This window comes from Streptomyces sp. NRRL S-920, from assembly GCF_000717945.1.
In the GTDB taxonomy this organism is placed as follows: domain Bacteria; phylum Actinomycetota; class Actinomycetes; order Streptomycetales; family Streptomycetaceae; genus Streptomyces; species Streptomyces alboniger.
Genome location: NZ_JODF01000021.1, coordinates 55,164 through 68,125 on the forward strand (window position 1 = coordinate 55,164; position 12,962 = coordinate 68,125).

9 protein-coding genes are annotated in these 12,962 nt (G+C 71.5%); all 9 read right to left on the reverse strand.

Annotated elements, in window-relative coordinates:
• Positions 1-15 precede the first annotated feature (15 nt).
• Positions 16-1,710 (reverse strand): proline--tRNA ligase, encoded by a 1,695-nt coding sequence (locus IG54_RS0117545; protein ID WP_030784456.1) that lies wholly within the window; start codon positions 1,708-1,710, stop codon positions 16-18.
• A gap of 113 nt (positions 1,711-1,823) precedes the next feature.
• Complete coding sequence (locus IG54_RS0117550) at positions 1,824-2,366, reverse strand: GNAT family N-acetyltransferase (protein ID WP_030784458.1); 543 nt, start codon at positions 2,364-2,366, stop codon at positions 1,824-1,826.
• A gap of 73 nt (positions 2,367-2,439) precedes the next feature.
• Positions 2,440-3,288 carry a GNAT family N-acetyltransferase gene (locus IG54_RS0117555; protein ID WP_030784462.1) on the reverse strand — a complete coding sequence of 283 codons (849 nt, stop codon included), beginning with the start codon at positions 3,286-3,288 and terminating at the stop codon, positions 2,440-2,442.
• A gap of 208 nt (positions 3,289-3,496) precedes the next feature.
• Complete coding sequence (ispG, locus tag IG54_RS0117560) at positions 3,497-4,654, reverse strand: flavodoxin-dependent (E)-4-hydroxy-3-methylbut-2-enyl-diphosphate synthase (RefSeq protein ID WP_030784465.1); 1,158 nt, start codon at positions 4,652-4,654, stop codon at positions 3,497-3,499.
• 176 nt (positions 4,655-4,830) lie between these two features.
• Positions 4,831-6,132 carry a M50 family metallopeptidase gene (locus IG54_RS0117565; RefSeq protein ID WP_030784468.1) on the reverse strand — a complete coding sequence of 434 codons (1,302 nt, stop codon included), beginning with the start codon at positions 6,130-6,132 and terminating at the stop codon, positions 4,831-4,833.
• On the reverse strand, positions 6,129-7,406 hold the full coding sequence (dxr, locus tag IG54_RS0117570; protein ID WP_030784471.1) for a 1-deoxy-D-xylulose-5-phosphate reductoisomerase: 1,278 nt from the start codon (positions 7,404-7,406) through the stop codon (positions 6,129-6,131). The genes IG54_RS0117565 and dxr overlap by 4 nt, the downstream gene beginning before the upstream one ends.
• 87 nt (positions 7,407-7,493) lie before the next feature.
• Positions 7,494-9,431 carry an acyl-CoA dehydrogenase family protein gene (locus IG54_RS0117575; protein ID WP_030784475.1) on the reverse strand — a complete coding sequence of 646 codons (1,938 nt, stop codon included), beginning with the start codon at positions 9,429-9,431 and terminating at the stop codon, positions 7,494-7,496.
• Positions 9,432-9,596: 165 nt separating this feature from the next.
• The gene (locus IG54_RS0117580) at positions 9,597-11,042 is read right to left on the reverse strand and encodes an aldehyde dehydrogenase family protein (protein WP_030784478.1); all 1,446 of its coding nucleotides are present in this window, start codon (positions 11,040-11,042) and stop codon (positions 9,597-9,599) included.
• Positions 11,043-11,208: 166 nt separating this feature from the next.
• Entirely contained in the window at positions 11,209-12,930 is a 1,722-nt protein-coding gene (locus IG54_RS0117585) for a PucR family transcriptional regulator (RefSeq protein WP_030784481.1), read from the reverse strand.
• Positions 12,931-12,962 lie beyond the last annotated feature (32 nt).

Below are 12,962 nucleotides of genomic sequence, written 5' to 3' on the forward strand. Positions count from 1 at the left end.
GCGCCCCTTCGGGGGCTACGCCGTGAGGCGGGCGACGGCCTCTTCGACCGTCATCTCCTCGCGCTCACCCGTGCGGCGGTCCTTCAGTTCCACGACGCCCTCGGCGGAGCGGCGGCCCGCGACCAGGATCTGCGGGACGCCGATCAGTTCGGCGTCGGTGAACTTCACGCCCGGGGAGACCCCGGCCCGGTCGTCCACCAGGACGCGCGCGCCCGCGGCGCCCAGCTTCTCGGCGACGTCCAGGGCCAGCTCGGTCTGGAGCGCCTTGCCCGCGGCGACCACGTGCACGTCGGCGGGGGCGATCTCCTTGGGCCAGCACAGGCCCTTGTCGTCGGCGGTCTGCTCGGCGAGCGCCGCCACCGCGCGGGAGACGCCGATGCCGTACGAGCCCATGGTCACGCGGACCGGCTTGCCCTCCTTGCCGAGGACGTCGAGCTGGAAGGTGTCGGCGTACTTGCGGCCGAGCTGGAAGATGTGGCCGATCTCGATGGCGCGGTCCAGCTGGAGGCCGGTGCCGCAGTTGGGGCACGGGTCGCCCGCCTCGACCACGACGACGTCCAGATAGTCGTCGACGTCGAAGTCACGGCCGCAGACGACGTTCTTGGCGTGCTTGTCCTGCTTGTTGGCGCCCGTGATCCAGGCGGTGCCCGGGGCGACGCGGGGGTCGGCGATGTAGCGGACCTTGTCCAGGCCCTGCGGGCCGACGTAGCCGCGTACGAGGTCGTCGCGGCCCTCGAAGTCCTCGGCGGTGACCAGCTCGACCTCTGCCGGGGCCAGGTGCTCGCCGAGCTTGCCGAGGTCCACCTCGCGGTCGCCGGGGACGCCGACGGCCACGATCTCGCCGTCGACCTTGACCAGGAGGTTCTTCAGGGTCGCCGAGGCCGGGACGCCGAGGTGCTCGGCGAGGGTCTCGATGGTCGGGGTGTCGGGGGTGTCCAGCTCCTCGGCGGGGCCGTGCGCCGAGCCGTCGACCGGGGCGAGCGCGAAGGTGACGGCCTCGGTGTTGGCGGCGTAGTCGCAGGCGGGGCAGTCCACGAAGGTGTCCTCGCCCGCGGGGGCCGGGGCCAGGAACTCCTCGGACTTGGAGCCGCCCATGGCGCCCGCGACGGCGGACACGATGCGGTAGTCGAGGCCGAGGCGCTCGAAGATCCGCTGGTAGGCGCCGCGGTGCAGGGCGTAGGACTCGGCGAGGCCCTCGTCGGTGGTGTCGAAGGAGTACGAGTCCTTCATCTGGAACTCGCGGCCGCGCAGCACACCGGCGCGGGGGCGGGCCTCGTCGCGGTACTTCGTCTGGATCTGGTACAGGATCACCGGCAGGTCCTTGTAGGACGAGCACTGGTCCTTGACGACCTGGGTGAAGATCTCCTCGTGGGTCGGGCCGAGGAGGTAGTCGGCGCCCTTGCGGTCCTTGAGGCGGAAGAGCAGGTCGCCGTACTCCTCGTAGCGGCCGGAGGCCTCGTAGGGCTCCTTGGGCAGGAGCGCCGGGAGGAGGACCTCCTGGCCGCCGATGGCGTCCATCTCCTCGCGGACGACACGGGCGATGTTCTCGTAGACCTTCTTGCCGAGCGGCAGCCAGGTCCAGATGCCCGCGGCGGTGCGGCGGACGTATCCGGCCCGGACGAGCAGCTTGTGGTTGAGGGTCTCGGCGTCCGCCGGGTCGTCGCGCAGTGTCTTGACCATCAATCGGGACATGCGCTGGACCTGGGCCATGATCAACTCCTGCTACAAGGGGGTCCCCTCTGCTCGGCACTGCCGAGAGCGTGGGGAGGGTAATGAACAGGAGGTTAGCCGGGGCGCGGGCGCGGGCGGAAATCGGTTACGGCTCAGACCCGGCGCGGCAGGGGCAGCGGGGCGCCCATCACGGCGTACGGCATGGCGGCGCTCGGGAACAGGACGCGGCGGGCGAGGTCCGTGTAGCCGAGGGAGCGGTACAGGCCGCGGGCGGGGCTCTCGACGTCGATCGCGGAGAGGATCGAGCGGGGCTCGGCGACGCCCTCCGTGATGGTGGTGATCAGGGTGCGGCCGATACCGCGGTCCTGGTGGCTCGGGTGCACGTGCAGCTCGGTGATGACGAAGGAGTCGTCGAGCCAGCCGTCCAGCTGCCGGCCGCGGAGGTAGGGCTCGACGACCGTCGACCACCAGTGGCGGCGGTCGTTGGGCATGCCGTAGACGAAGCCGACGAGCCGGTCCTCGGGGGTGGTCGCGCCGAACGCGCGGGCGCCCGGGTAGGTGAGGTGGCGCAGGACGATCTGGCGCCGCACGGCCACCTCGTCGTCGCTCAGCCCGAAGGCATGGGCCTGGACGTCCAGCGCTTCGTCCACCCGCGCGGCGAGGTCGAGGGGCCCGATCACGACGTCGTCAGTCATGAGGCGACCCTACTTCGCGCCGTCGCGCTTCTGAACAGGGCGCTCGGCACGGGTGGCGGGGCGGCCCGGGACGTCAGAACAGGACGCTCATGAACGCGCCGACCTCCTGGAAGCCCACGCGTCGGTACGCCGCTCTGGCCGCGGTGTTGAAGTCGTTGACGTACAGGCTGACGACGGGGGCGACGTCCTCCAGGGCGTAGCGCAGGACGGCCGCCATGCCGGGGGCCGCGAGGCCGCGGCCGCGGTACTCGGGCGCCACCCAGACGCCCTGGACCTGGCAGGCGTGGGGCGTGGCGGCGCCGATCTCGGCCTTGAAGACGACCTTGCCGTCCTGGTCGATGCGGGCGAAGGAGCGGCCGGAGCCGACGAGTTCGGCGACGCGGGCCTGGTAGAGGAGCCCGCCGTCCCCGGCCATCGGCGATACGCCGACCTCCTCGGTGAACATCGCCACGCACGCCGGCATGATCGTGTCCATCTCGTCCTTGCGGACGCGGCGGACGTACGGATCGGGGGTGATGTCGTCCGGGAGCCTGTCGGTGACCATGAGGGGCTGGCGGGTGCGGACCTCGCGGGCGGGGCCCCAGGACGGTTCGAGGAGCCGCCACAGCTGGGCGGTGGCGGTGGCGGGGCCGACGATGGAGGAGCAGCGGCGTCCTGCCCTGCGGGCGCGGTCGGCGAAGCCGCGGACGGCTCGCGGGGTCGCGCAGATCGGGACGAGGTTGGCGCCCGCGTAGCAGAGGGACGCGAGCATGCCGTCCTCGTACCAGCCCCACATCTCGCCGCCGAGGCGCCAGGGGTCGAGGCCGGCCACCTGGACGCGGGCGGTCACGAAGGCGTTCGCGACCGGCTCGCGGTCGAGCACGGCGAGCGCGGCGTCCAGGTCACTCGGGTCGAGGACCCTGGTGGTGGTCTGAGTCAACACGTGCGGGGGCCTCACCATACGGTTTGCTGATCTCCGCACTGTACCTGGCGGGGGCGCCTTGTGCGGGGGTGCCTTCGTCCGCCCTGGTCAGGCGCGCAGGCCGCGCGGGACTCGCGTACGCCCCGGCGCCGCTCCGGGCGCCGCCGGGCACGCCACTGCCCCGCCGCTCCTGGAGCGGCGGGGCAGTGGCACAGAAGCTATGAGGGGGTCAGCCCGCTACGGAGATGGTGGGTTCACCGGAGGCGACGCCGTCCTTCTCCATCTGTTCGGCGATCTTCATCGCCTCTTCGATGAGCGTCTCCACGATCTTCGACTCGGGGACGGTCTTGATGACCTCGCCCTTGACGAAGATCTGGCCCTTGCCGTTGCCGGAGGCGACGCCGAGGTCTGCCTCGCGGGCCTCGCCGGGGCCGTTCACCACGCAGCCCATGACGGCCACGCGGAGCGGGACCTCCATGCCGTCGAGGCCCGCCGTGACCTCCTCGGCCAGTTTGTAGACGTCCACCTGGGCGCGGCCGCACGACGGGCAGGAGACGATCTCCAGGCGGCGCTGGCGGAGGTTCAGGGACTCCAGGATCTGGATGCCGACCTTGATCTCCTCCGCGGGGGGCGCGGACAGCGAGACCCGGATCGTGTCGCCGATGCCCTCGGAGAGCAGCGCGCCGAAGGCGACGGCCGACTTGATCGTGCCCTGGAAGGCCGGGCCCGCCTCGGTGACGCCGAGGTGCAGGGGGTAGTCGCACTGGGCCGCCAGCTGGCGGTAGGCGTTGACCATGACCACGGGGTCGTTGTGCTTCACCGAGATCTTGATGTCCCGGAAGTCGTGCTCCTCGAAGAGGGACGCCTCCCACAGGGCCGACTCGACCAGCGCCTCGGGGGTCGCCTTGCCGTACTTCTTCAGGAGGCGGGCGTCCAGCGAGCCCGCGTTGACGCCGATGCGGATCGGCGTGCCCGCGTCCTTGGCGGCGCGCGCGATCTCCTTGACCTTGTCGTCGAACTGCTTGATGTTGCCCGGGTTCACGCGCACCGCCGCACAGCCCGCGTCGATCGCCGCGAAGACGTACTTCGGCTGGAAGTGGATGTCCGCGATGACCGGGATCTGGGACTTCCGCGCGATGGTCGCCAGCGCGTCGGCGTCGTCCTGCGTGGGGCAGGCGACCCGGACGATCTGGCAGCCGGACGCGGTCAGCTCCGCGATCTGCTGGAGCGTGGCGCCGATGTCCGACGTACGCGTCGTCGTCATCGACTGCACGGAGACCGGCGCGTCGCCGCCCACGGCCACCGAACCGACCTGGATCTTGCGGCTGACCCTTCGGTCGGCGAGCTTGGTCGGAACGGACGGGATTCCGAGCGATACGGCTGTCATCTGGCGAGCATCCCCAAGAGTGTGGATCACAGTGTGGATCAAGGTCCCGAGATCGGCGGGCTCCAGGCTTCGAGATTACGGCACCCCGCCGGGCCCGGGCACATCACGCCCAGAAGTCCACCCAATGGTGGGCGGCCCGGCACATAGAACGCCGGGCCGCCGCAAACTTCGCGCAACTAGGAGATTCTCACCGGATTCACCACGTCGGCGATGAGCACCAGGATCGTGAAGCAGATGAAGATCCCCGCCACCACATAGGCGACCGGCATCAGCTTGGCGACGTCGAACGGGCCCGGATCGGGACGGCGCAGGACCTTCGCCACGTTGCGGCGCACGGACTCCCACAGGGCGCCGGCGATGTGGCCGCCGTCCAGCGGGAGCAGCGGCAGCATGTTGAAGAGGAACAGCGAGAGGTTGAAGCCCGCGATGAGGAACAGCATCATCGCGATCTGGTTCTGCGGCGGGATGTCCAGGGTGAACACATCGCCGCCCACGCGGGCCGCGCCGACCACGCCCATCGGCGAGTCCTGCTTGCGCTCGCCGTCGCCGAACGCCGCGTCCCACAGGTCCGGGATCTTGGACGGCAGGGCGATGAGCGACTCGACGCCGCTCTCCATCATGTCGCCCATGCGCTCCACGGAGTCGCCGAAGGACTGCTGGACGATGCCGGTGGCCGGGGTGAAGCCGAGGAAGCCCGCGTAGACGTACTTGCCCTCGACGTAGGCCCCCTCGCCGTCGGTCTTGGTGACCTGGTTCTTGATGAGGTTCGCGTGCAGGTCCAGCCGCTTGCCGTCGCGCTCGACGGTGATGGTGGCGGGGCCGATGGTCTCGCGGATCTTCGACTGGAGCGTGGACCAGTCGTCGACGGGCTGCCCCTGGAAGGCGACGATCTTGTCGGCGGGCTTGAGGCCGGCCGCCTTGGCGGGGGCGGGCTTGTCGCCCTTCTCGCACTTGGCGCGGTTCTCGCTCTGCTGGATGACGCAGTCCGAGACCTTGCTCACCTGGGTCGTCTGGGAGCTGATGCCGAACGTCATCATCACGCCGAGGAAGATCGCCACGGCGAGGATCAGGTTCATGAAGGGGCCCGCGAACATCACGATCACGCGCTTCCACGGCTTGCGCGTGTAGAAGAGGCGGGTCTCGTCGCCGGGCTTCAGCTCCTCGAAGGCCGCCGAGCGGGCGTCCTCGATCATGCCGCGCCAGGGCGAGGTGGAGCGGGCCTCTATGCGGCCGTCGGGGCCCGGCGGGAACATGCCGATCATGCGGATGTAGCCGCCGAGGGGGATGGCCTTGACGCCGTACTCGGTGTCGCCCTTCGTGCGCGAGAAGAGGGTCGGGCCGAAGCCCACCATGTACTGCGGCACGCGGATGCCGAACATCTTGGCCGTCGAGAGGTGCCCCAGCTCGTGCCAGGCGATCGAGAAGAGCAGCCCGATCACGAAGACGACTATGCCGAGGATCATCATCAAGGTCGTCATGCACGAGCCTCCGCGGTCGTCTTGGCTGCCAGTTCGCGGGCCCGAGCGCGCGCCCAGGTCTCCGCTTCGAGGACGTCCGCCACGGTCAGGGAGGTTCCCGGCCCAGCGGTGACGGGGGTGCCGTGCTCCTCCACGACCCTCGTCACGGTCTCCATGATGCCGTTGAAGGGCAGCGCGCCCTTGAGGAACGCGTCCACGCATTCCTCGTTGGCGGCATTGAACACCGCCGGGGCCGTGCCCGCGAGCTGCCCGACGTGCCGGGCGAGTCCGACCGACGGGAACGCGTCGTTGTCGAGGGGGAAGAACTCCCAGCTCGACGCCTTGGTCCAGTCGAAGGCGGGCGCCGCGTCGGGCACCCGCTCGGGCCAGCCGATGCCGATGGCGATGGGGCCGCGCATATCGGGCGGGGTGGCCTGGGCGAGGGTCGAGCCGTCGGTGAACTCCACCATGGAGTGCACGTAGGACTGGGGGTGGACGACGACCTCGATGCGGTCGAAGGGGATGTCGTAGAGGAGGTGCGCCTCGATGACCTCCAGGCCCTTGTTGACCAGGGTCGCGGAGTTGACGGTGATGACCGGCCCCATGGCCCAGGTGGGGTGCGCGAGCGCGTCCTCGGGGGTGACGTGCGCGAGATCGGCCTTCGTACGTCCTCGGAAGGGGCCGCCGGACGCGGTGACGACGAGTTTGCGTACGTCCGCGCGGGTGCCTGCGGCGAGCGCCTGGAAGAGGGCCGCGTGCTCGGAGTCGACCGGGATGATCTGGCCGGGCTTGGCGACCGCCTTGACGAGCGGGCCGCCGACGATGAGGGATTCCTTGTTGGCGAGCGCGAGGGTGCGGCCCGCTTCGAGGGCGGCGAGCGTCGGCGCGAGACCGATGGAGCCGGTGATGCCGTTGAGGACCGTGTGGCAGGGGGAGGCGGCGAGCTGGGTGGCGGCGTCCGGTCCGGCCAGGATCTCGGGGAGCGGCTCCCCCGTGTCGTACTGCCCCTGGAGCGCCTCCCGCAGCGCCGGTACGACGTCCTCGCGGGCGACCGCGACGGTCTTGACCCGCAGCCGCCGCGCCTGCTCGGCGAGGAGGCCGACGCGGCCGCCCGCGGCGGAGAGCGCCGTGACGCGGAAGCGGTCGGGGTTGCGCAGGACGAGATCGATGGCCTGGGTGCCGATCGAGCCCGTGGAGCCGAGGATGACGATGTCCCGCGGGCCTGCCCCGTCCGTGATGGAGACGGGGTCGAAGACGAGATGCGGGTCGGCGAGGGGGGATGGGCTGTCGCTCATCCCCCCATTGTGGCCGCAAGACCTGTCCGGCAGGACCGCGCGGGCCCCTATGTGGCGTACATGGCGTACGTGTCACGTGCGGCGACGCTAGCGAATGGGGCGATGGACGTTCTCGTGTTTGGAGGGGCCGGGGGCCGCTTCAGCGATCCACGGGCCGTCTCCGGAGGGGTCGATGATTCCTGATTCGAGCCAGGTGTAGGTGCCCGAGAGGACGCCCTTGACGACTTTGTGGTCGAGTTCGTCGGTGTTGGTCCACAGGCGGTCGAAGAGTTCCTCGACGCGAATGCGGGACTGGCGGCAGAAGGCGTCGGCCAGTTGATAGGCCTCGCGGCCGTAGTCCTCGGTGGTGCGCAGGAGTTCGGCGCGTACGCAGGCCGCGCTCATCGCGAACAGTTCGGCTCCGATGTCGACGATCCGGCCGAGGAAGCCCTGCTTGGTCTCCATCTTTCCCTGCCAGCGGGACATGGCGTAGAAGGTGGAGCGGGCCAGCTTCCGGGCGCCGCGTTCGACGTAGCGCAGATGGCCGGAGAGGTCGACGTGGCCGGGCGGGTGGAACTCGGCGTACGAGCGTGGGAGCTGGCCGGGGCCCGTGACCAGTTTCGGCAGCCAGCGCGCGTAGAAGCCGCCCGCCCGCGCGCCCGCCCGCGCCTTGTCGGAGAGGGTCTTGTCGGGGTCGATGAGGTCGCCCGCGACTTTCAGGTGGGCGTCCACGGCCTCGCGGGCGATCAGCAGGTGCATGATCTCCGTGGAGCCCTCGAAGATGCGGTTGATGCGCAGGTCGCGCAGGATCTGCTCGGCGGGGACGGCGCGCTCGCCGCGGGCCGCGAGGGACTCGGCGGTCTCGAAGCCGCGGCCGCCGCGGATCTGGACCAGCTCGTCGGCCATCAGCCAGGCCATCTCGGAGCCGTACAGCTTGGCGAGGGCCGCCTCGATGCGGATGTCGTTGCGGTCCTCGTCGGCCACCTGCGAGGAGAGGTCGAGGACGGCTTCGAGCGCGAAGGTCGTCGCCGCGATGAAGGAGATCTTCGCGCCGACCGCCTCGTGGAACGCCACGGGCTTGCCCCACTGCTCACGGGCGCCGGACCACTCGCGGGCGATCTTCAGACACCACTTCCCCGCGCCGACGCACATCGCGGGCAGCGAGAGCCGCCCGGTGTTGAGGGTGGTGAGGGCGATCTTCAGGCCCGCGCCCTCCGGGCCGATGCGGTTCGCAGCCGGGACGCGTACCTGGTGGAAGCGGGTCACGCCGTTCTCCAAGCCGCGCAGGCCCATGAACGCGTTGCGGTTCTCCACGGTGACGCCCTCGGAGCCCGCCTCGACGACGAACGCCGTGATGCCGCCCTTGTGGCCCTCGGACTTCGGCACCCTCGCCATGACGACGAGCAGGTCCGCGACGACGCCGTTGGTCGTCCACAGCTTCACGCCGTCCAGGATGTAGTCGTCGCCCTCGGGCACGGCCGTGGTGGCCAGGCGTGCCGGGTCCGAGCCGACGTCCGGCTCGGTCAGCAGGAACGCCGTGATGTCGGTGCGGGCGCAGCGCGGCAGGAAGGCGTCCTTCTGCTCCTGCGTACCGAAGATCTTCAAGGGCTGCGGTACACCGATCGACTGGTGCGCGGAGAGCAGCGCGCCGATCGCGGGGCTCGCGGAACCGGCGAGGGCGAGGGCCTTGTTGTAGTAGACCTGCGTGAGGCCGAGCCCACCGTACTTGGTGTCGATCTTCATGCCGAGCGCGCCGAGTTCCTTGAGGCCCTTGATGGTCTCGTCGGGGATGCGCGCCTCGCGCTCGATGCGGGCCGAGTCGATCTTCGTCTCGCAGAAGTCGCGGAGCTTGGCGAGGAACTCCTCGCCGCGCCGCGCGTCCTCGTCCGGCGGCATGGGGTGCGGGTGGATCAGATCCAGCCGGAAGCGGCCGAGGAAGAGTTCCTTGGCGAAGCTGGGTTTGCGCCAGTCCTGCTCGCGGGCGGCCTCGGCGACCTGCCGGGCCTCGCGTTCGCTCACGGACGGTTTGGGGGTTGGTGCGGTCATGAGGGCTCACCTCGCCGCGCAGAGGAATCGGTTACTGACGAGTGCTACTGGATCGTTGGTACCCCATTCGTCCCGATCCCACCAGTCCTCGCGCAGCGTTCGTACGACAACGGCCGGAGCCCCCGCACAGTGGGCTCCGGCCGTCGGCCTCGGGGATGGGGCCGCTTACAGGGCGAGGCCCGTGAGCACCATGACCCGCTCGTAGGTGTAGTCCTCCATCGCGAAGCGGACGCCTTCGCGGCCGACGCCGGACTGCTTGACGCCGCCGTACGGCATCTGGTCGGCGCGGTAGGAGGGGGCGTCGCCGATGACCACGCCGCCGACCTCAAGGGCGCGGTGGGCGCGGAAGGCGGTCTGGAGGTCGTGCGTGAACACGCCTGCCTGGAGGCCGTACTTGGAGTCGTTGACGGCGGCGAACGCCTCCGCCTCGCCGTCCACCTTCTTGAGGGTGAGGACCGGTCCGAAGACCTCCTCGCAGGCGATGGTCACATCGGCCGGTACGTCGGCGAGGACGGTCGGCGCGTACGTGGCGCCGTCGCGCTTGCCGCCGGCGAGCAGCCGCGCGCCCGCCCCGACGGCCTCGTCGACCCAGGACTCCACGCGCTTGGCGGCGTCCTCGTTGACCAGCGGGCCGACCTCGGTCCTCGGGTCGGACGGGTCGCCGGTGACCTGGGCCTCGACGGCCTTGACGACGCGCGGCACGAGCCGGTCGTAGACGGAGGCGTCGGCGATGACCCGCTGCACGGAGATGCAGGACTGGCCGCCCTGGTAGTTGGAGAAGGTCGCGATGCGCGAGGCGGCCCAGTCCAGGTCCTCGTCCGAGGAGAAGTCGGCGAGGACGACGGCCGCGCCGTTGCCGCCCAGCTCCAGGGTGCAGTGCTTGCGCGGCACCGAGTCCATGATCGCGTAGCCGACCTTGTCGGAGCCGGTGAAGGAGATGACCGGCATGCGCTCGTCCTGGACGAGGGCGGGCATCTTGTCGTTGGCGACCGGCAGGACCGACCAGGAGCCCGCGGGCAGCTCGGTCTCGGCGAGCAGCTCGCCGAGGACGAGGCCGGACAGCGGGGTCGCGGGGGCGGGCTTCAGGATGATCGGCGCGCCGACGGCGATGGCCGGGGCGATCTTGTGGGCGCAGAGGTTCAGCGGGAAGTTGAACGGCGCGATGCCGAGGACGACGCCCTTGGGGAAGCGGCGCGTCAGGGCGAGGCGGCCCTGGCCGCCGGCGTCGGTGTCCAGGCGCTGGGCCTCGCCGCCGTTGAAGCGGCGGGCCTCCTCCGCGGCGAAGCGGAAGACGGAGACGGCGCGGCCGACCTCGCCGCGGGCCCACTTGATCGGCTTGCCGTTCTCGGCGGAGATGAGCTGCGCGATCTCCTCGGTGCGCTCGACGAGCCTGCGGCTCACGTGGTCGAGGGCGGCGGCGCGGACGTGGGCCGGGGTCGCGGCGAACTCGTCGCGCACGGCGTACGCGGCGGCCACGGCCTCCTCGACCTGGGCGTCGGTCGGGACGGCCGCCTTGGCGACGAGCCGCCCGTCCCAGGGCGAGGTGACGTCGAGCGTGGTCTCGCCGGTGGTCTGGCGACCGGCGAGCCAGAAGGCGTGGATGGAAGTCATGTGTTTCCCGGCCCTTCCGCGGAGGTGTGTCTGGGGGTACGTCCCTCACCGTAGGGGCAGCCAAAGCCTTAGACGTTTGTCCGACGCGGAGTACTGGCCGGGGGCCTCGCGCCTGTTTGTACTGGCCGGCGCTGCCGTGCGCCTTGTACTGCCGACGCTGCCGCCGTCACTCGGATCCCACCGAGGTCGCCTTCAGGGACAGCCACAGCTCCATGCGGACGTCCGGGTCGTCCAGGGAGCGGCCCAGGATCTCCTCGACGCGGCGCATGCGGTACCGCAGGGTGTGCCGGTGGACGCCGAGGTCGGCCGCCGCCGCGTCCCACTGCCCGTGCCGGGAGAGCCACGCCCGCAGCGAGGCGACGAGGTCGCCGCGGCCCGTCGCGTCGTGTTCGTGCAGGGCCCGCAGGAGGCCGTCGGCGAAGGCGCGTACCGCGTCGTCCGCGAGCAGCGGGAGCACGGACCCCGCGGCCAGTTCCTCGTGCTCGACGAGGGCCCGGCCGCGCCGCCGCGCGACGGACAGCGCCTGTTCGGCCTGCTTGTACGCGGTGGCCGCGGCGATCGGCCCTGTCGGCGCGGAGAGGCCCATGACCAGCTCGGCCTCCTCGCCGGACGCCGTGGCCTCGCGCCCGGCGGTGCCCCGCCCGGCCTCCAGCGCCGCCGCGTACTGCGCGCAGGCCCGCACCCCCGCCCCGCCGTCCACGACGAGCAGCACCAGCCGCTCTCCGTAGGGCACGACGAGCAGTGCCTCTCCGGAGCGGGCGGCCGCGGCCTCGACGACGTCGACGAGCGCGGCGAGCGGATCGCCGCTCGCCGCGGCGTCGGCCACCGCGGCGAGGACCGCGGGTGAGGCCGGGGCGGCGGGCTCCCCGGCGCCCTCGCCGCTCTCCTCCGTCCCGGTGGCCGGGCTCGTGCCCGTCCCCGCGCCCGCGCGCACGCGTGCCGCCGACGCGGACGCCACCTCGGCGACGACGAGCCGGAAGGGCGCGTCCAGCAGGCCGCCGTAGAGGTCACCCGCGACGGTCCGCGCGTGGTCGGGCTCGCCCGCAAGCAGCATCCGCAGCACGGCGGCGCCGATGCGCTGTTCGGCCGCGTGCAGCGACCGCGAGCGCTCGGTGGTCAGGGTCAGGAGCGCGATCGCGGAGTGCACCGCGTACCGCTCGGCGGTGCCGAGGGTGGATGCCGTGCCGACGGCGAGAGCGGCCCGCGGCCTGCGTCCCGTGCCGAGCGAGTGCAGCTCCACGCGGTCCTCGGCGCCCGCGACGACGAGGCTCGCGGGAGCGGGCCGCTCCCGCAGGCGTTCGACGTCGGTGGTGAGGCGGGCGGCCCGCCGCGCGGCCCAGTCCGGTGCGACGGCGACGGCGGCGCCCGAGGCGTCGTACAGGGCGGCCCAGCCGTCGACCTGCCCGGCGAGCGCGAGGAGCAGCCCTTCGGGGCCGTCGCTCAGCGTCTGCCGGGTCAGTTCGCGCTGGGCGGCGAAGCCCGCGGTGACCGCGCGGTACTGCTCCTCCGCGATGGCGGCGGAGACGGCCTTGCTGATGGCGATGAACGGCGTGCGCCGCGGCACCTCGATGAGCGGCAGGTCCGCTTCGGTGGCGGCGTCGAGCAGGGCCTTCGGAATGTCCGGGTAGTGCACGCCGACGGCGAAGCCGAGGCCGACGACCCCGGCGCCCGCGAGGCGCTTCACATACCGCCGCATCGCCTCCGGGTCCTCCGCGTCCAGCTTGAGCGCGGTGATCAGGAGCAGCTCGCCGCCCTCCATGTAGGGCACGGGATCGGCGAGTTCGCTGGCGTGGGCCCAGCGCACGGGGGTGTCCAGGCGCTCCTCGCCCGCGCGCACGGTCAGCTTGAGCGCGGAGTGGTGGACGAGCGAGGCGAGGGTGGGCGGCATGGGACCTTCAGGTCTGCGGATCTTTTGGCCGG